The 16,549-nt window shown below is 69.7% G+C and carries 20 protein-coding genes and 1 other RNA gene; 10 read left to right on the top strand and 11 right to left on the bottom strand.

The window, feature by feature from the left end:
• Positions 1 to 50 precede the first annotated feature (50 nt).
• From AAHF99_RS10870 to fumC, 4 genes are all read right to left on the bottom strand, one after another.
• A complete protein-coding gene (locus AAHF99_RS10870; protein ID WP_342164295.1) occupies positions 51 to 668 on the bottom strand; it encodes a ParB-like protein in 618 nt (205 codons plus the stop codon).
• A gap of 95 nt (positions 669 to 763) precedes the next feature.
• On the bottom strand, positions 764 to 991 hold the full coding sequence (locus AAHF99_RS10865; protein ID WP_342164293.1) for a ribbon-helix-helix domain-containing protein: 228 nt from the start codon (positions 989 to 991) through the stop codon (positions 764 to 766).
• A 9-nt stretch (positions 992 to 1,000) separates the two neighbouring features.
• On the bottom strand, positions 1,001 to 1,198 hold the full coding sequence (locus AAHF99_RS10860; RefSeq protein ID WP_342164292.1) for a DUF4169 family protein: 198 nt from the start codon (positions 1,196 to 1,198) through the stop codon (positions 1,001 to 1,003).
• A gap of 63 nt (positions 1,199 to 1,261) precedes the next feature.
• On the bottom strand, positions 1,262 to 2,671 hold the full coding sequence (gene fumC / locus AAHF99_RS10855) for a class II fumarate hydratase (protein WP_342164291.1): 1,410 nt from the start codon (positions 2,669 to 2,671) through the stop codon (positions 1,262 to 1,264).
• Positions 2,672 to 2,826: 155 nt separating this feature from the next.
• Between fumC and AAHF99_RS10850 the strand changes: the two genes are divergently transcribed.
• On the top strand, positions 2,827 to 4,227 hold the full coding sequence (locus AAHF99_RS10850) for a cytochrome P450 (protein WP_342164343.1): 1,401 nt from the start codon (positions 2,827 to 2,829) through the stop codon (positions 4,225 to 4,227).
• 16 nt (positions 4,228 to 4,243) lie between these two features.
• Here AAHF99_RS10850 and AAHF99_RS10845 read toward each other — a convergent pair whose 3' ends face one another.
• The 4 genes from AAHF99_RS10845 to ssrA all read right to left on the bottom strand — a co-directional run bounded on the left by AAHF99_RS10845 (position 4,244) and on the right by ssrA (position 5,486).
• Positions 4,244 to 4,390 (bottom strand): hypothetical protein, encoded by a 147-nt coding sequence (locus AAHF99_RS10845; protein WP_342164289.1) that lies wholly within the window; start codon positions 4,388 to 4,390, stop codon positions 4,244 to 4,246.
• 5 nt (positions 4,391 to 4,395) lie between these two features.
• Positions 4,396 to 4,647, bottom strand: a complete 252-nt coding sequence (locus AAHF99_RS10840; RefSeq protein ID WP_342164288.1) for a hypothetical protein — start codon at positions 4,645 to 4,647, stop codon at positions 4,396 to 4,398.
• An 18-nt stretch (positions 4,648 to 4,665) separates the two neighbouring features.
• The gene (locus AAHF99_RS10835; protein ID WP_342164286.1) at positions 4,666 to 5,286 is read right to left on the bottom strand and encodes an SspB family protein; all 621 of its coding nucleotides are present in this window, start codon (positions 5,284 to 5,286) and stop codon (positions 4,666 to 4,668) included.
• Between the two features lie 12 nt (positions 5,287 to 5,298).
• Positions 5,299 to 5,486, bottom strand: a transfer-messenger RNA (tmRNA) gene (ssrA, locus tag AAHF99_RS10830).
• A gap of 30 nt (positions 5,487 to 5,516) precedes the next feature.
• Between ssrA and AAHF99_RS10825 the strand changes: the two genes are divergently transcribed.
• The 7 genes from AAHF99_RS10825 to AAHF99_RS10795 all read left to right on the top strand — a co-directional run bounded on the left by AAHF99_RS10825 (position 5,517) and on the right by AAHF99_RS10795 (position 12,731).
• Positions 5,517 to 6,359 carry a CPBP family intramembrane glutamic endopeptidase gene (locus AAHF99_RS10825; protein ID WP_342164285.1) on the top strand — a complete coding sequence of 281 codons (843 nt, stop codon included), beginning with the start codon at positions 5,517 to 5,519 and terminating at the stop codon, positions 6,357 to 6,359.
• 60 nt (positions 6,360 to 6,419) lie between these two features.
• Positions 6,420 to 7,214 carry a thymidylate synthase gene (locus AAHF99_RS10820; RefSeq protein WP_342164283.1) on the top strand — a complete coding sequence of 265 codons (795 nt, stop codon included), beginning with the start codon at positions 6,420 to 6,422 and terminating at the stop codon, positions 7,212 to 7,214.
• A 2-nt stretch (positions 7,215 to 7,216) separates the two neighbouring features.
• Positions 7,217 to 7,708 carry a dihydrofolate reductase gene (locus AAHF99_RS10815; RefSeq protein WP_342164281.1) on the top strand — a complete coding sequence of 164 codons (492 nt, stop codon included), beginning with the start codon at positions 7,217 to 7,219 and terminating at the stop codon, positions 7,706 to 7,708.
• 241 nt (positions 7,709 to 7,949) lie between these two features.
• The gene (gene hflK, locus AAHF99_RS10810; RefSeq protein ID WP_342164280.1) at positions 7,950 to 9,134 is read left to right on the top strand and encodes an FtsH protease activity modulator HflK; all 1,185 of its coding nucleotides are present in this window, start codon (positions 7,950 to 7,952) and stop codon (positions 9,132 to 9,134) included.
• The gene (gene hflC, locus AAHF99_RS10805; protein ID WP_342164279.1) at positions 9,131 to 10,093 is read left to right on the top strand and encodes a protease modulator HflC; all 963 of its coding nucleotides are present in this window, start codon (positions 9,131 to 9,133) and stop codon (positions 10,091 to 10,093) included. Before hflK ends, hflC begins: the two co-directional genes overlap by 4 nt.
• Before the next feature lie 121 nt (positions 10,094 to 10,214).
• A complete protein-coding gene (locus AAHF99_RS10800; RefSeq protein ID WP_342164277.1) occupies positions 10,215 to 11,732 on the top strand; it encodes a DegQ family serine endoprotease in 1,518 nt (505 codons plus the stop codon).
• A 156-nt stretch (positions 11,733 to 11,888) separates the two neighbouring features.
• On the top strand, positions 11,889 to 12,731 hold the full coding sequence (locus tag AAHF99_RS10795) for a hypothetical protein (protein ID WP_342164276.1): 843 nt from the start codon (positions 11,889 to 11,891) through the stop codon (positions 12,729 to 12,731).
• Here AAHF99_RS10795 and serB read toward each other — a convergent pair whose 3' ends face one another.
• Positions 12,732 to 13,625 carry a phosphoserine phosphatase SerB gene (serB, locus tag AAHF99_RS10790; RefSeq protein WP_342164274.1) on the bottom strand — a complete coding sequence of 298 codons (894 nt, stop codon included), beginning with the start codon at positions 13,623 to 13,625 and terminating at the stop codon, positions 12,732 to 12,734.
• A 13-nt stretch (positions 13,626 to 13,638) separates the two neighbouring features.
• Between serB and miaA the strand changes: the two genes are divergently transcribed.
• Positions 13,639 to 14,559 carry a tRNA (adenosine(37)-N6)-dimethylallyltransferase MiaA gene (miaA, locus tag AAHF99_RS10785; RefSeq protein ID WP_342164273.1) on the top strand — a complete coding sequence of 307 codons (921 nt, stop codon included), beginning with the start codon at positions 13,639 to 13,641 and terminating at the stop codon, positions 14,557 to 14,559.
• A 36-nt stretch (positions 14,560 to 14,595) separates the two neighbouring features.
• Positions 14,596 to 15,627 carry a tRNA dihydrouridine(20/20a) synthase DusA gene (gene dusA / locus AAHF99_RS10780; protein ID WP_342164271.1) on the top strand — a complete coding sequence of 344 codons (1,032 nt, stop codon included), beginning with the start codon at positions 14,596 to 14,598 and terminating at the stop codon, positions 15,625 to 15,627.
• Here the strand turns inward: dusA and AAHF99_RS10775 are convergent.
• Both AAHF99_RS10775 and AAHF99_RS10770 read right to left on the bottom strand, forming a co-directional pair.
• On the bottom strand, positions 15,624 to 16,319 hold the full coding sequence (locus tag AAHF99_RS10775; protein WP_342164270.1) for a retropepsin-like aspartic protease family protein: 696 nt from the start codon (positions 16,317 to 16,319) through the stop codon (positions 15,624 to 15,626). The genes dusA and AAHF99_RS10775 overlap by 4 nt on opposite strands.
• Positions 16,316 to 16,528, bottom strand: coding sequence for a DUF1289 domain-containing protein (locus tag AAHF99_RS10770; RefSeq protein ID WP_342164268.1), 213 nt, complete (start codon positions 16,526 to 16,528; stop codon positions 16,316 to 16,318). The genes AAHF99_RS10775 and AAHF99_RS10770 overlap by 4 nt, the downstream gene beginning before the upstream one ends.
• Positions 16,529 to 16,549 lie beyond the last annotated feature (21 nt).

Below are 16,549 nucleotides of genomic sequence, written 5' to 3'. Positions count from 1 at the left end.
CTGCAGCCTCGCCGAAGGCCGCGGCGTTTTTCGGGCAGGATCGGGGGGCGTCAGCCCTTCGACGGACCGCACCAGCCCGGGAGGTAGCCGGCCTCCTTCGACTTGGCGAGGGAGAGCGCCTTCTCCAAAGCGGCCGAGAAGTCGTCCTCGACCCGCTTCTCCTTGATGTTCCGGCGAAGGTAGTCCGCCCACAGGAACTCGCTGAACGGCGTCGTGTCCTTGGCGAAGCCGCCGGCCCGGCGCAACTCGCCCGCGAGGCTGCGGAACGGGTCGTCCTTCAGGTCGGACATGGCTTTCGGGATGTCCGCGAAGTCCCGGCGGATGCCCTCATGGTCGTAGGGGTGCACCCAGGACTTGTGATCGCACACGGTCCAGAAGGCGTCCTTGTCGAGGTGGTGCAGGTCGGCGACGACCGTCACCAGCACGTCTTTCACGCCCTCCTCGTGCAGGGCGCGCGAGAGGTGGTGGTGATCGATGACGTAGTGCCGCTTCTTCGGGCCGAGCAGGGTCGGGATCATGTGCGCGCCGAGGAAGGCGGCTTTCTTCTCCGCGTCGTATTCCTGCCAGCGCCGCCGCTTCTCGGCGACCTCCCGCAGGCCCACGGTCATCTGCGTCGGGCGCAGTTCGCTGATCGGGACGGGGTTCAGGAGCGGTTCGCGGTTGGCCATGGGCGCCTCTCGGGAGGTTGCGTCGTGATCACGCAGGTAGATCACGCGGGCGACGCGAGCCACGGCCGGGCGGCTCCCTCACGGGGCAGGGGGGATCACGATGTGCGGAGGAGCCCCTTCCGCGCGGCGTAGAGGACATGGACCCGGATCGCGGAGGAGAGGTTCTGCTCCCCGCGTTCGCCGTCGATGGCGCCGATCAGCGCCTGGACCGAGCGCCCTTCGCCCGCGGCGAGGGCGGTGAGGGCCTGCCAGAACGGATCTTCGAGGGACACGCTGGTGCGGTGGCCGGCGATCATCACCGACCGTTTGACGATCCCGCTCAACGGATCGGCCTAGTCCTTGGCCCCGTCCTCCGGCTCTTCGAGGCGGTGGCCCTCGTGCCGGGTCTCTTCCAGCGCCTTGCGCTTCTGCTGGAGGGTCTTCGTCTTCTTCGGGGTGCCGAAGGCGATGCGGTTCGTCTCCGCCTGCGCGTCGGCCTCGGCGCGGGCGCGGGCCTTGCGGACCTGACGAAGGTTGATGACCTCACCCATCCCGCGAACCCTCCCTGTCCGTCATTGGGGCCGGCGCAAGAACCGCGCCGGCCCGTCCCGGTCTTACTCGGCGCTCGGCGCCAGCATGGTCTCCGGCCTCACGACGCGCTCGAACTCTTCCTCGGTCACGTAGCCGAGGCGGAGCGCTTCTTCCTTCAGGGTCGTGCCGTTCTTGTGCGCCGTCTTGGCGATGGTCGCCGCCTTGTCGTAGCCGATGGAGGGGGCGAGCGCTGTGACCAGCATGAGCGACCGGCTCATCAGGTCGGCGATCTTGTCCTCGTTGGCCTTGATGCCGACGACGCAATTGTCGGTGAAGCTCACCGCCGCGTCCGCCAGCAGACGCACCGATTGCAGCACGGCGTTGGCGATCACCGGCTTGAACACGTTGAGCTCGAAATTGCCCTGCGAGCCGGCGAAGCTCACCGTGGTGGCGTTGCCGATCACCTGCGCGCAGACCATCGTCAGCGCCTCGCACTGGGTCGGGTTCACCTTGCCCGGCATGATCGAGGAGCCCGGCTCGTTCTCCGGCAGGGAGAGTTCGCCGAGGCCCGAGCGCGGGCCGGAGCCGAGCAGGCGGATATCCTGCGCGATCTTGAACAGGCCGGCGGCGAGCGCCGACAGCGCGCCCTGCGTGAAGACCAGGGCATCGTGGGTGGCCAGCGCCTCGAACTTGTTCTGCGCCGAGGTGAAGGGCAGGCCGGTCAGTTCCGCGACCTTCGCCGCGAAGCGGTCGGCGAATTCGGGGTGGGCGTTGAGGCCCGTGCCCACCGCCGTGCCGCCCTGCGCCAGGGCGAGCACGCCCGGCAGGGTCGCGGCGACGCGGGCGCCGCCGAGGGCCACCTGGGTGGCGTAGCCGGAGAATTCCTGGCCCAGCGAGACCGGGGTCGCATCCTGCAGGTGGGTGCGGCCGATCTTCACGATGCTCTCGAACGCCTTCGCCTTGGCGTCGAGGGCTTCATGGAGGTGCGTGAGGGCGGGCATCAGCCGGCCCTCGATCTCCCGCGCCACGGCGATGTGCATCGCGGTGGGGAAGGTGTCGTTCGAGGACTGGCCCCGGTTGCAATGGTCGTTGGGGTGGATCGGGCTCTTGCCGCCGCGCTGGCCGCCCATCGACTCGTTGGCGAGGCTCGCGATCACCTCGTTGGCGTTCATGTTCGATTGCGTGCCCGAGCCGGTCTGCCAGACCACCAGGGGAAATTCGTCGTCGTGCTCGCCGGCCACGACGGTGGCGGAGGCGGCGGCGATGGCGTCGGCGAGCTTCGGCTCCAGGACGCCGAGATCCTTGTTCACCAGCGCGGCGGCCTGCTTCACGAGGCCGAGCGCGTGGACCAGCGGCGCGGGCATGTGCTCCGTGCCGATCTTGAAGTTCTGGATCGAGCGCTGGGTCTGCGCGCCCCAGTAGCGATGGGCCGGAACCTCGATCGGGCCGAAGGTATCGGATTCGGTGCGGGTCGCGGTTTCGGTGGGCGACATCGTGGCCTCTACGTCTGGTGCACTGCGGTGCCTACTTAACGGAGGCGGGGCCTGAGCGCGATGCCGCATGGTTGGGGCTGCCCGACATCCATGCCGCTCTGTCCACCGTTAACGGTCGGGCGGCGACGGCCACCACGAGCCCGGGAGCGACGAGCCTGTCCACCGACCTATCCGATCCCGTCCAGGGACACGCCGCCGCGACTCGCTTCCGCCCGCCGGTCCCGCCGCGGCTGACGCAGCCGCTCGGCCTCCTCGACTTCCTCAAGGCCGCCCGGCGTAACCCGATCACCACCTGGGCGGATGCCCATTTCCGCCTGCCCGTGGTGGCGGCCGAGGGCGTGATGGGGCGCATCACCGTGGTGAGCGAGCCGTCGCTGATCCGGCAGGTGCTGATCGACAACGCCGAACGCTACCGCAAGGACGACCTCCAGCGCCGCGTGCTGGCGCCTGGCCTCGGCAACGGGCTCCTCAGCGCCGAAGGCGACGAGTGGCGGCTGCAGCGGCGGACCCTCGCGCCGATTTTTTCCGCGCGGACCGTGCGCAGCTTCGAGGCCGCGATGAACGCGGCCGGCGCCCGCATCGCCAAGCGCCTGCGCCGCCGCGACGGGATGCGCGTCGACGTCGCGCTGGAGATGACCCGCGCCACCCTCGACGTGCTGGAACGGACGATCTTCACGCAAGGGTTGCCCGGCGATCCCGATGCGCTGGGCTGGGCGATCACCCGCTTCCTCGAAGCCGTCGGGCCCATCGACCCCCTCGATGTGTTCGGCATGCCGGACTTCATCCCGCGCATCGGCCGGCTGCGGGCACGTCCCGCCGGGCGGTACTTTGCGGAAATCGTGGATGAACTCATCACGCGGCGTCGCACGCTGATGGAGACCGCCGAGGCGCCGCAGGATCTGCTGACCCTCCTCCTCGCCGCGCAGGATCCCGAGACCGGCAACGGCCTCACGGACCTCGCGGTGCGGGCGAACATCGCCACCTTCATCGCCGCCGGCCACGAGACGACCGCCAACGCGCTGACCTGGGCGCTCTACTGCCTGTCGCAGGACGCGGCTGCGCAGGAGCAGGTGGAGGCGGAAATCGATGCGGCAGGCGAGGGGGATTTCGCCCTCGACGCGCTCCCCTTCACGCGGGCTGTCGTGGAGGAGGGGATGCGCCTGTTCCCGCCGGTGCCCTTCCTCAGCCGTCAGGCCGTGGAGCCGGATCGGTTCGGGCGGATCAAGGTACCCAAGGGCTCGCTGGTGCTGATCGCACCGTGGGTGCTGCATCGCCACCACCTGCTCTGGGACGAGCCGGACGCCTTCATGCCGGAGCGGTTCATGCCCGGTCGGCGGGAGCAGATCGCGCGCTTCACCTATCTGCCCTTCGGAGCGGGTCCGCGAGTCTGCATCGGGCAGAGCTTCTCGGTGCAGGAGGCAACGATCCTCCTCGCCCACGTCCTCCGCGTCGTCCGCTTCCGCCTGCCGCCGGACCACCCGCCGGTGACGCCCCTGCACAGGGTCACGCTCCGGCCGGAGCACGGGTTGCGGATGGATGCCGAGGTGAGGGGGTGAACCGGGCGGCCCGCGCCTAGTCGGCCTTGTGCAACCGCGCGGCCTCGTCGTAGCGCCGGGTGTTCCGGTCGTAGACGCGCGACGCGATGAACGCGCCACCGAGGCCCAGCACCGAAAGCCCGAAGGCAATGGCGGTGATCTGAAGCGCATAGTCCAAGGGCATGCCGCTCACTCCTCTGGACGGAGCAGTCGGAGGACTGCCTGCGCGACAAAATGTAGGCACAACGCCGGTAGAAGCAAAGCCCATCCGCCGCCGGACAGCACTTCGAAATGGCCCTGGGTGATCGGGCCGACAAAGGCTGTGCCGAATGTGACGATGGACAACGAATTGAAGAGCGTTGCCGCCAGCTTCAATCCTTCGTTGTATCGCTTGGCCCGGAACTTCCGCTCACCGGATGTGAGCGGAGCCGGCTCAACCATGGCGCCTTGGGGCGGTCATCAGCTCTTCTTGCGGAAGGCGTCGAGGCTGACGACCTCGGCCGTGCCTTCCTCGCCGTCCTTCTTGGCAGCGGGGCGGGGGGCCTTGTCGTCGGTTTTGCCGCCCTGGGCAGCGGCCGGCAGCACGGTCGGGACGCCCGACGCGCCGATGGTCGCGAGGCCGGTGCCGGTCTTCGGCTTGACCTCGCCCGGCTCGGACGCCGCGCCACGCGGGCCGTTCTTAGCCACCGGCGCCTCGGGCTCGGCCGGCAGGTCGTTGCCGACCTCGCCGAGGTCGAACTTCAGGCCGAACTGCACGGAAGGGTCGAAGAAGCCGGAGAGCGCGTCGAACGGCACCAACAGCCGCTCCGGCACGCCGGAGAAGGACAGCCCGACCTCGAACGCGTGCTCGGTGACGTTCAGATCCCAGAACTGGTGCTGCAGGACGATCGTCATGTCCTGCGGATACTTGTCCCGCAGGGCCTGCGAGATGCGCACGCCCGGCGCTTCGGTGCGGAACGAGACGTAGAAGTGGTGCTCGCCCATCAGCCCGTTCTGGGCGGCATCCGAGAGCACCTTGCGGACGACGCCGCGCAGGGCGTCCTGCACCAGCAGGTCGTAGCGAATCAGGTCGTCTGCCATTCTGCGTTCGCTTTGCCCGACCCGTCCGCTGCCTTTACGCCCTCGTCGATCCACCATCGCCGCCACCGAAGCCCGATCCGTTTGTCCGCGGCCTTGCGGCCATCGGTCCTGGGCTTGGAGGGAGGCGCCGGGTACCACCCCCGGGTCCGATAGGTTTATTTCGAAGAACGTTTATCGCCATGGCCGGCCTTGCGACCGGCAAAACGAATATAGAGGGGATCGGCCCGGTTTTGAAGCCCGATCACGCCGCAACCGTGCCGGAGGCGATGGGCGATCCGGTGAGTGTGGCCGCCGACGCGCCCCCGCGCGATCGGACGGGCGCGCATGGGCTCGGGCCGACCCTCCTGGCCCTCGGCCGGATGGTCGCCTTCGGCATCGTCTGCCTCGGTGTCGCGAGCCTCGCCGCCCTCGGGATCGTGCGGGTGGGGTTCGACCTCTGGTACGGGATCGATCCGTTCCTGCCGATGGCCCGGCGGCCGTTCGTCGGGGTGGTGCAACTCGCCCACCGGGCCTTCGCCGTCGATGTGCTGCGGCAAGTGCTCCTCGCCTCCATGGTGATCGCCTGGGCGTGGTGGCGTGATCGCAGCGGCTGGCGCCGCCGCCTCGCCCTCGACCGGGAGAAGCCGAACGGCCTGCGGCCGGTGGTCCTGCTCAGCATCCTGCTGTTCTGGCCGGTCCTGCACATCGCCTGGGTGACGGGCACGGCCGAGCTGATGGGCGGCGGGTTCGGGCGGGGCCTGCGCCTCTCGCCCTTCATGGACCGGACGGCGGTGGTGGCGTGGCTCGCCTACCTTACGATCCTCGCGCCGCTCGCGGAGGAATTGCTGGTGCGCGGCGAGATGTATCACCTCGTCAACCGCACCCTCGGGGCGGTCTGGGCGGTGAGCGCGACGGCCCTCGTCTTCGCGCTGGCGCACATCTCGTCCTTCGGCCTCGCCCGGCCGATCTCGCTGCTGCCGCTCGCCTTCGCCATCGGCCTGCTGCGCTGGCGCACCGGCCGGCTCTGGCCCGGCATCGCCCTGCACGGATGGTCGAACCTTGCGCTGGTCGTCTACCTGCTCTGGCCGCACTGACCCTGGGGACAGGCCCGAGCCGGGCTTGCCCCCGGCGGCCCGGCGGCGCAGGCTCGTCCGATGGACGCGTATCAGAGCCTGCTCCGAAAACTCCTCGACGAGGGGGTGGCCAAGGAGGACCGCACGGGCACGGGGACCCTTTCGGTCTTCGGGCACCAGATGCGTTTCGACCTGAGCCAGGGCTTCCCGCTCGTCACGACGAAGCGGCTGCATCTGAAGTCCATCGTCCATGAATTGCTGTGGTTCCTCGCGGGCGACACCAACGTCGCCTATCTGCGCGAGAACGGCGTGACGATCTGGGACGAGTGGGCCGACGAGCAGGGCGACCTCGGGCCGGTCTACGGCCGGCAATGGCGCTCCTGGGCGAAGCCGGATGGCGGCAGCGTCGATCAGATCCGCTGGGTGCTGGACGAGATCGCCCGCAACCCGGATTCCCGCCGCCTCGTGGTCTCGGCCTGGAACCCGGCCGATCTCGACCGGATGGCGCTGGCGCCCTGCCATTGCCTGTTCCAGTTCTACGTGGCCGAGGGGCGGCTCTCCTGCCAGCTCTACCAGCGCTCGGCGGACGCCTTCCTCGGCGTGCCGTTCAACATCGCGAGCTATGCCCTGCTGACTCATATGGTCGCGCAGGTCTCGGGGCTGGCCCCCGGCGACTTCGTGCACAGCTTCGGTGACGTGCACCTCTACCGCAACCACCTCGACCAGACCCGCACCCTGCTGGAGCGCGAGCCGAGGCCCCTGCCGCAGCTGCGCCTGAACCCGGCGGTGCGCGACCTCTTCGCCTTCCGCTTCGAGGACATCGCCATTGAGGGCTACGCCCCGCATCCGGCGATTGCCGCGCCGGTCGCGGTCTGACCATGGCCGCACCGACCATCGCCCTCGTCGTCGCGGTCGCCCGCAATGGCGTGATCGGGCGGGACAACGGGCTTGCGTGGCACCTGTCGAGCGATCTCAAGCGGTTCAAGGCGCTCACCATGGGCGCGACGCTGCTCATGGGCCGCCGCACCTGGGACTCCATCGGGCGGCCCTTGCCCGGCCGGCGGACGCTGGTGCTCACGCGCGATCCCGCCTTCCGGGTGGAGGGCGCGGAGACGGTGCATGAGTGGGAGAGCGCCGTCGCGGCGGCGGGGGACCGGCTGATGGTGGTGGGCGGCGCGGAGGTCTACGCACTCGCCCTGCCGCAAGCCGACATCATCCACCTGACGGAGGTCGAGGCCGAGCCCGAGGGCGACGTCCGTTTCCCGGCCTTCGACCGCGCTTCCTACCGCGAGGTGTTCCGCGAAGCGCACCCGGCCGGGCCGAAGGACGATTATCCTTACGCATTTATCGACTTGGCCCGATTGCGCTGAGGCGGCCCGTCGCGGTTGCGCTCGGGGCTTGCCGTGCCCACCTGCCAGCCTTGACAGCGAGGGGGGCGGACCCGCAGGTGCCGTGAGGGGTCCGCCGTCGCCTGCGCCTCTGCGGATGTCGACGGTGCGAATCCCAGGCGATTGGGCGGCACTCGGGATTGAGCCGGCGGTTGCGACCGTTGGCAGGGGGCGCCCAGACGCGGGCGCGGCGGGTGCGGCAGGTCAGGAGACGACGGCCAGGATGCCTTGGAGCAATCAGAATGGCGGTGGCGGTGGTGGCGGCCCGTGGGGGCGCCCCAACGGCAACGGCGGTGGACCCTGGGGCGGGGGCGGGGGCGGTGGCAACACCCCGCCGAACCTTGAGGACCTGTTGAAGCGCGGCCAGGACCGCCTGCGGCGGATTATCCCCGGCGGCGGCGGACCGGGCGGCCCCTCGGGCAGCGGCTCCGGCTTCGGCGGCGGTCGCGGCGCCCTGGTGATCGGCGCGCTCGCCGTGGCCGTGTGGCTCGCCACCGGCTTCTATAAGGTCGAGCCCTATCAGGTCGGCATCGAGACCATCTTCGGCCGCTATGTCGGCTCGACGGGCGAGGGCCTTCGCTACAACTTCCCCTATCCGATCGGCGGCGTCGTGAAGCCGAATGTCGGTCAGGTGAACTCGATCCAGGTCGGCTACCGCACCGGGCCGGGCCAGACGCGCAACCGCGACGTGCCCGACGAGAGCCTGATGCTGACCGGCGACGAGAACATCGTCGATCTCGACTTCGAGGTGCAGTGGCGGGTGAACCCGCTTAAGGCCTCGGACTTCGTGTTCAACATCCAGAACCCCGAAGGCACCATCAAGGCCATCGCCGAGAGCGCCATGCGCGAGGTGATCGGCCGCCGGAACATCCAGGCGATCCTCACCAACGAGCAGGCGAGCATTGCGCAGGAGGTGAAGGAGATGGTCCAGAAGGCGCTGGACGAATACGGCGCGGGCGTGCGCATCGAGGTGGTGCAGCTCGTCTCGGTGAACCCGCCGCCGGAGGTGCGTCCCGCCTTCGTGGACGTGAACGCCGCGCAGCAGGACGCGGACACCGCGCAGAACGAAGCGAAGACCTACGCCAGCCGTGAGGTCCCGCAGGCCCGAGGCAGAGCCTCGCAGATCGTCCAGGCCTCCGAGGCCTACAAGACGAAGGCGACCGCCGACGCCACCGGTCAGGCGGCGCGCTTCAACGAGGTCTACGCCTCGTACAAGCTCTCGCCGGAGATCAGCCGCGAGCGGATCTTCCTGGAGACGATGGAGAAGGTTCTGGGCTCCGTGAACAAGGTGATCATCGATCAGAACGGGTCGCCCGGCTCCGCCTCCACGGCGGCGGGTGTGCTGCCCGTGCTGCCCCTTTCCGAGTTCGGCGCCCGTGGCCCGGCCCAAACGGGAGCCGCCCGATGAACCAGGCACTCCGCACGGGCCTCATCGTCGTCGCGGCGATCGTGGCGATCGGCCTCTACGCATCGGTCTTCGTCGTCGGCCAGATGCAGCAGGCCCTCGTCCTGCAGTTCGGCCGCGTCCGCGCCGTCCTCAACGCTACCGGCGAGGAGAAGCCGGGCCTCTACTTCAAGATCCCGTTCGCCGAGACGGTCGTCACCTTCGACAAGCGGGTGCTCGATCTCGACCTGCCGGTGCAGACGATCCTCACCGCCGACCGGCAGAACCTCGAAGTCGATGCCTTCGCCCGCTACCGGATCCTCGATCCGCTGCGCTTCTACCAGTCGGTGGGCAACATCAACATTGCCAACCAGCGCCTGCAGAGCTTCACCAATTCCAGCCTGCGCAGCGTGCTCGCCCGCTCGACCCGCGACGCCATCGTCAAGAACGAGCGCGGCCAGCTGATGCACAACATCCAGGAAGACGTGAACCGGCAGGCCAGGGCGCTCGGCATCGAGATCGTGGACCTGCGCATGACCCGCGTCGATCTGCCCGCGCAGAACTCGGCCGCCGTCTACCGGCGGATGAAGACCGAGCGCGAGCGGGAGGCGGCCGACATCCGCGCCAACGGCGAGCAGGCGGCGGCGACCATCCGCGCCAAGGCCGACCGCGAGGTGACGGTGATCCTCGCCGAGGCGACGCAGAAGTCCGAACAGCTGCGCGGCCAGGGCGACGCCGACAAGAACCGCATCCTCGCCGACGCCTTCGCCAAGGACCGGGACTTCTTCGCGTTCTACCGCTCGATGCAGGCCTACGAGACGGGGCTGAAGGGTCCCGACACACGCCTCGTCATCAGCCCGAACACGGATTTCTTCCGCTACTTCAGCGATCCGAAGGGCCAAGGCGTGCAAGCGCCGGCGAACGGACGCCCCGGCCAGGATCCGGCCGCCGCGACGGGCTCCACGGCGGGCGCGGCGCGCTGACCCCGACGCTGGACGCTGCGCGTTCGCGGGCTACCTTTGCACGGGCATGACCCGTGACGAACCGCCGGCCGCCATGCAGCGGCCGGCGCCTGAGGGAAACGCTTTGCTGAAGAGGTCCGCCATGAACCCCGTCGAGGCATCCCGTCCGGGGCCGTTCACCCGCCTGCGCCCCGTCGCCACGGCGATCATGCTGGGCGTCACCGTGCTGGGCGCGACCCTGCCGGCGCCGGCCTTCGCCAAGGGACCGGCCTCCCTCGCCGATCTCTCCGAGCAAGTCACCGATGCGGTGGTGAACATCTCGGCCTCGACCACCGTCGAGGCGCGCTCCAGCCGCACCATGCCGCAGCTTCCGCCGGGCACGCCCTTCGAGGACCTGTTCGAGGAGTTCTTCAACAAGCGCGGCGGTCGCGGGGGTGGCGGCGGCGGCAACAGCGAAGAGGCGCCGCGGTCGCGCAAGTCGAACTCGCTGGGCTCGGGCTTCATCATCGACGCCTCGGGCATCGTGGTGACGAACAACCACGTCATCGGCGACGCCAACGACATTCAGGTGATCCTGCACGACGGCACGAAGCTGAAGGCCGAGATCATCGGCAAGGATTCCAAGATCGATCTCGCCGTGCTGCGGGTGAAGCCCACGGCCGACCGCCCGCTCAAGGCGGTGCCCTTCGGCGATTCCGACAAGATGCGGCCGGGCGATTGGGTGATCGCCATCGGCAACCCGTTCGGCCTGGGCGGCTCGGTTTCGGCCGGCATCGTCTCCGCCCGGGGCCGCAACATCGAGTCCGGCCCCTACGACAACTACATTCAGACCGACGCGGCCATCAACAAGGGCAATTCCGGCGGCCCGCTGTTCAACATGGACGGCGAGGTCATCGGCATCAACACCGCGATCCTGTCGCCGACCGGCGGCTCGGTGGGTATCGGCTTCGCCGTCCCGTCGAACACCAGCAAGCAGGTGATCGACCAGTTGCGCGAGTTCGGCGAGGTCCGTCGCGGATGGCTCGGCGTGCGCATCCAGAACGTGGACGACGCCACCGCCGAGGCCTTGGGCCTCAAGGGCGGCGCGCGCGGCGCCCTCGTCGCGGGCGTGGACGAGAAGGGGCCCGCCAAGACCGCCGGGCTCGACGTCGGCGACGTCATCGTGAAGTTCAACGGCACGGCGGTGAAGGCATCCAGCGACCTGCCGCGCATCGTCGCCTCCACCCCGGTCGGCCAGAAGGTCGATGTGGTGGTCGTCCGCAAGGGCGAGGAAGTGACGAAGGCGGTCACGCTTGGCCGCCTGGAGGACAACGAGAAGCCGCAGCAGGCCAACCTCAAGCAGCCCGACGCCGACAACGCCGTCCGTCAGGCGCTGGGCCTCAATCTGTCTTCGCTCACGGACGATCTCCGCAAGCGCTACAACATCAAGGACGGCCAGAAGGGCGTCGTGGTGACCCGCGTCGATCCCAGCTCGAACGCCGCCGACAAGCGCATCCAGCCGGGCGAACTGATCGTGGAGGTCGGCCAGGAGGCCGTCTCGACGCCGGCCGACGTGACCAAGCGCATCGACGCCCTGAAGAAGGACGGCCGCAAGTCCGTGCTCCTGCTGGTCGCCGCCGCGAATGGTGATGTGCGCTTCGTGGCGCTCGGGCTGGACTGAACGAGAACCGATACGCGGATCCCAACCCGCATCTAAGGGTTGTAGTCTTGGTATTGCTCAACCCAATATTGTTAATACTCTCGATCACTGGATATTGCCGGGTGGGATCAGCTAAAAGCGTCGTCTTCGACGCTCTGGCTGATCCCGCGACCCGGCATGGAACTGCTCCGCTATTTCGATGAGACGACGACCCGCGCGGTCCATGCCCGGCGCGAGTACCTGTCGATGATGATCCGGTCGCAGTGCGATTCGGTGGTGCAGTACGGAATCCTGAAGGGGTTCCGCGTGCCGCCCAGCAACTGGGCCGAGATCATTTCCAGCGCCTACATCCTCGGGACCTACGAGGTCTCCATCTGCGCCATCCTCGATCTGCTCCGCAGCCCCCGGAAGGCGCTGGTCGATCTCGGCGGGGCGGATGGGGTGTTCGGCGTGGGGCTGGTGGAAGTCGGCGCCTTCGGCCGAAGCCTCATCTTCGAGCTCGACGCCGACCGACAAAGGGCCCTCGCCGAGATGGCGCAGGCTCACGGCGTCGCGGACAGGATCTCGGTCTTCGGCGAGGCGACGCCCGATTTCCTCGATCGCGTGGAGGCGAGCGGCGTCGCGCTGCCGCAATGCGTCATGCTCTGCGATATCGAGGGGGCGGAGTTCTCGCTGTTCACCGACGCGGTTCTCAGCCGCCTTCAGAACTCCCACGTCATCATCGAACTGCACGATTTCCTGCTCACCGATCCCGCCCGGCGGGACAATGCCATCGCTGAGTTGAGGCAGGCGGCCGAGCGCTATTTCGACGTGTGCGAGGTCAAGGACGGCCTGCGCGACATGCGCAACATCCCGCTCCTGCGGAACTGGTCGGACTGGGATTCGTGGCTGCTCTGCGTCGAGGCGCGCTACCGGATGATGTCGTGGCTCTGGCTTCGCCCCAAGGGTGAGGCGGCGCTGACGGAAGCCGCCGTGGACGAACTCGTCATCGATTACCAGCGGCGGATCTTCGCCGCCTGATCAGCCGACGAATTCGGAAGCCGCGTAGCCCTGGAGATAGAGGAGGGCGGTGAGGTCGGCGTGCTCCACGCGTGCTCGCGCGGCGGCGGCGACGGCCGGCTTGGCGCGGAAGGCGACGCCGAGCCCGGCTTCGCCGAGCATGTCGAGGTCGTTGGCGCCGTCGCCGACGGCCATCGTCTCGGCGGGCGCGAGGCCGAACCGGTCTCGCAACTCCATGAGGGTCGCGCGCTTTTCGGCCTTGCCGACGATCGGGTCCTCGACCGCTCCGGTGAGCTTGCCGTCCGCCACTGCGAGGCGGTTCGCCCGGTGCTCCGCGAACCCGAGCTTGGCCGCGATGGGGCCGGTGAACAGGGTGAAGCCGCCCGATACGAGGCAGGTGTGGGCGCCGTGGGCGGCCATGGTCCGCACCAGAGTGCGGCCGCCGGGCGTGAGGGTCAGGGTGTCGGCGATGAGGCCGTCCACCACGCCGACCGGAATGTCCTTCAGCAGGGCGACGCGCTCGCGCAACGCGGGCTCGAAGGCGATCTCGCCGCGCATCGCCCGTTCGGTGATCGCCGCGACATGGTCCTTGAGGCCGAGCGTCCCGGCGAGTTCATCGATGCATTCCTGATCGATCATGGTCGAATCCATGTCGGCCAGGAACAGGCGCTTGCGGCGGTGGGAATCGGCCGGCAAGACGGCGAGGTCGATGGGTTCGTCGCCGAGCGCCGTGCGCAGGCGCTCCGTGAGCACGGCGGCGTCCGAAGGCGCACCGTCCACCAGGATTTCGGCAGCGACCTCGCGGTGGAGGATGCGGGTGGGATGCTCTGTGGCGAGCACGCGGCGGCTTTCCGCGAGCACCGCATCCGTGATGGCCGGGCGGTCCGGGTTTGCTATCAGGACCGCGACCAGCATGCGGAGGTAAGCCTTGCCGTTGTGGGAAGCCGGGGAGCGCCCGGCGGCGGTTCTCATCGCAGGCCCGACCGCCTCGGGCAAGTCGGCCTTGGCCAGTCGCATCGCCCGCGAGGCCGGCGGTGTCGTCGTCAACACGGATTCGATGCAGGTCTACGCGGACCTGCGCGTCCTGACCGCCCGACCCGACGCGGCCGAGGAGGCGGCCGTCCCGCACCGGCTCTACGGCCATGTGGACGGGGCGACGAACTACTCCCTCGGCCATTTCGCCCGCGATGCGGCGGCCCTGCTCGCGGAGGGCGAGGGCCGGCTGCCCGTCTTCGTCGGCGGCACCGGCCTGTATTTCCGCACCCTCGAACAAGGCTTCTCGGAGCTGCCCCCCGTGCCGGAAGCGATCCGCGCGGAGATCCGCCGGGAGGCGGAGGGGCGCCCCACGGAGGCGCTGCATGAAGACCTCGCCCGGCGCGATCCCGAGGGGGCGGCGCGGCTGCGCCCGAGCGACCGGATGCGGGTGATGCGGGCCTTGGAAATTCTTGCCGCCACCGGCCGCCCCATCGCGAGCTTCTACGGCGACCCCGTACCCGGCCCGCTGGCAGGCCGGCGTCTGGTCAAGCTGTTCCTCGCCCCCGACCGGGCGGTCCTGCGCGAGCGGATCGATGCCCGCTTCCGCACGATGATCGCGTCCGGGGCGCTCGACGAGGTGGTGGCGCTCCGCGCCCGGCGGCTCGATCCGATGCTTCCGGTGATGCGCGCCCACGGCGTGCCGGGCCTGATCGCCCATCTCGACGGCACACTCGGTTTGGACGAGGCCATCGCCAGGGGGCAGGCCGACACCCGGGCCTATGCCAAGCGGCAATTCACGTGGTTCCGCCACCAGATGGGCGAGGCATGGCGCTGGGTCGATCCCGAGGATGCCGCCCGGCCGGACTTCTGCTAGACGAGCCACGTCTTCTCAAAGCCGCAGATCCTGCCCGTGACTTCTCCCGCCTCCTCTGCGGACGAGCCGGCCGCCCTCCCGGGCTGGCGGTTCTCCGTCGCCCCGATGATGGATTGGACCGACCGGCATTGCCGCGCCTTCCACCGGGCGCTGTCGGGCCGGGCGCGGCTCTATACCGAGATGGTCACGACCGGCGCGGTGATCCACGGCGACCGGGAACGGCTGCTCGGCTTCTCGGAGGTCGAGCATCCGGTGGCGGTGCAACTCGGCGGGTCCAACCCGGCCGATCTCGCCGAGTCGGCGCGGATCGCCGAAGGGTTCGGCTACGGCGAGATCAACCTCAATGTCGGCTGCCCGTCCGACCGGGTGCAGGAGGGCCGCTTCGGCGCCTGTCTGATGCGCGAGCCCGCCCTGGTCGGCGCGTGCGTCACCGCCATGAAGGCCGCCGTGCGGGTGCCGGTGACGGTCAAGTGCCGCATCGGCGTCGATGACCAGGATCCCGAAGCCGCCCTCGATGCCCTCGCGGAGGCCGTCGTGGCGGCGGGGGTGGACGGGCTCGTCGTCCATGCCCGCAAGGCGTGGCTCAAGGGCCTGTCGCCGAAGGAGAACCGGGACGTGCCGCCCCTCGATTACGGCCGGGCGGCCCGCCTGAAGCAGGCGCGGCCCGACCTGCCGCTGGCGGTGAACGGGGGCCTGCGCACCATTGCGGAGGTGCAGGTGCGCCTCGCGGAGGTCGATGGCGCCATGGTCGGCCGCGCGGCCTACATGGAGCCCGCCCTGCTGCTACGGGTCGATCCCGATCTCTACGGCGTGCCGGCGCCCGCGCCCGATCCCTTCGCCGCACTGGAGGCGTTCGAGCCCTACGTGGCGGGCGTGCTGCAATCGGGCGAACGGCTTCACGCCGTGACGCGCCACATGCTCGGCCTGTTCAACGGGCGGCCCGGCGCCCGCGCCTTCCGCCGCCACCTCTCGACGCACGGGATGCGGCCCGAGGCGGATCTCGACACCCTGCGCGCGGCCATCGCGCTGGTCTCGCGGGACAGGGGCGATGCGCGGGAAGCCGCCTAGCGACCCTGGGTCATGACCAGCTTGTCGCCGCGCACCTCGTAGCGCGAGAGGCGGTCGAGGAAAGTCTGGCCGAGGAGGTTGCCGGAGAGGGCGCCGGGCCGGGCCACCATGGCGTTCACGTTGCGCTCGGTGATCGACCCGACCGAGAGGGAGTTCAGCTGGATCGGGGCCGCGCTGGTCGGGCCGTTCGCGGTGGAGACGCGGGCGGTGAACTCGTCGGGCCGGGGCGTGAAGCCGAGGGCGGCCGCGTTCTCGGCGGTGAGCACCACGCTGCTCGCGCCCGTGTCGAACAGGAAATCCTGGCTCGCCCCGCCGACCTGGCCCCGCACCCGGAACGTCCCGTCCGAGCGGCGCGTGACCGTGACCGTCCCGCCGGGGCCGTCCACCGCCGCGCCGGGGCGCAGATCGCCCATCACCCGCGCGGAGACGTCCTGAAGGCGGTCGCGGTAGCTGTAGCCGAGGACGAGCGCCGCGCCGATCAAGCCCCAGGCGGCGAGCGCCTGGATGTTGCGGAGCGGCGAGGCCCGGAACTGCCGCCAGAACCCGGCGACGATCAGCGCGAGGATCGTGCCCGTCCAGGCGATGTTGGCGAGCATGTCGGGGGAGAGGCCGCCGCCGAGGGTGTCGGTGCCGTCCGACAGGACGAGGGCGGCGAGGACGAGCCCGAGCGCCCCGAGGCCGAGCCAGATCATGCGCCGGAGGGCTCCGCCAAGGCGGGGTAGGCGGCGCGCAGCCGCGCATCGAGCCCAGCCATGATCGCTTGGCGCTCGGCCTCGCCCATCATCCCCCAGGCGGCGATCTCGGCACGGGTGCGCCCGCAGCCCCGGCACAGGCCGGTCGCGTCATCGAGCACGCAGATCTTGGTGCAGGGGCTGGACGGCTTGGGCGGGCTGGCGGACATGCGAGGGATGTGGTGGGACGA

Origin of the sequence: Methylobacterium litchii, assembly GCF_038442315.1 — a bacterium.
Lineage (GTDB): Bacteria > Pseudomonadota > Alphaproteobacteria > Rhizobiales > Beijerinckiaceae > Methylobacterium > Methylobacterium litchii.
Note: the sequence above shows the minus strand (reverse complement) of the source record. Positions and strands in the feature narration are given on the sequence as shown.

Excerpts from the sequence above, each read along its gene's own strand:
- AAHF99_RS10820 (WP_342164283.1), top strand. The coding sequence starts at position 6,420 with ATGGACGCGTATCAGAGCCTGCTCCGAAAACTCCTCGACGAGGGGGTG.
- AAHF99_RS10800 (WP_342164277.1), top strand. The coding sequence starts at position 10,215 with ATGAACCCCGTCGAGGCATCCCGTCCGGGGCCGTTCACCCGCCTGCGC.
- AAHF99_RS10840 (WP_342164288.1), bottom strand. The coding sequence starts at position 4,647 with ATGGTTGAGCCGGCTCCGCTCACATCCGGTGAGCGGAAGTTCCGGGCC.
- AAHF99_RS10775 (WP_342164270.1), bottom strand. The coding sequence starts at position 16,319 with ATGATCTGGCTCGGCCTCGGGGCGCTCGGGCTCGTCCTCGCCGCCCTC.
- hflC (WP_342164279.1), top strand. The coding sequence starts at position 9,131 with ATGAACCAGGCACTCCGCACGGGCCTCATCGTCGTCGCGGCGATCGTG.
- hflK (WP_342164280.1), top strand. The coding sequence starts at position 7,950 with ATGCCTTGGAGCAATCAGAATGGCGGTGGCGGTGGTGGCGGCCCGTGG.
- AAHF99_RS10835 (WP_342164286.1), bottom strand. The coding sequence starts at position 5,286 with ATGGCAGACGACCTGATTCGCTACGACCTGCTGGTGCAGGACGCCCTG.
- AAHF99_RS10815 (WP_342164281.1), top strand. The coding sequence starts at position 7,217 with ATGGCCGCACCGACCATCGCCCTCGTCGTCGCGGTCGCCCGCAATGGC.
- AAHF99_RS10795 (WP_342164276.1), top strand. The coding sequence starts at position 11,889 with ATGGAACTGCTCCGCTATTTCGATGAGACGACGACCCGCGCGGTCCAT.
- AAHF99_RS10845 (WP_342164289.1), bottom strand. The coding sequence starts at position 4,390 with ATGCCCTTGGACTATGCGCTTCAGATCACCGCCATTGCCTTCGGGCTT.
- AAHF99_RS10870 (WP_342164295.1), bottom strand. The coding sequence starts at position 668 with ATGGCCAACCGCGAACCGCTCCTGAACCCCGTCCCGATCAGCGAACTG.
- AAHF99_RS10860 (WP_342164292.1), bottom strand. The coding sequence starts at position 1,198 with ATGGGTGAGGTCATCAACCTTCGTCAGGTCCGCAAGGCCCGCGCCCGC.
- fumC (WP_342164291.1), bottom strand. The coding sequence starts at position 2,671 with ATGTCGCCCACCGAAACCGCGACCCGCACCGAATCCGATACCTTCGGC.
- serB (WP_342164274.1), bottom strand. The coding sequence starts at position 13,625 with ATGCTGGTCGCGGTCCTGATAGCAAACCCGGACCGCCCGGCCATCACG.
- AAHF99_RS10770 (WP_342164268.1), bottom strand. The coding sequence starts at position 16,528 with ATGTCCGCCAGCCCGCCCAAGCCGTCCAGCCCCTGCACCAAGATCTGC.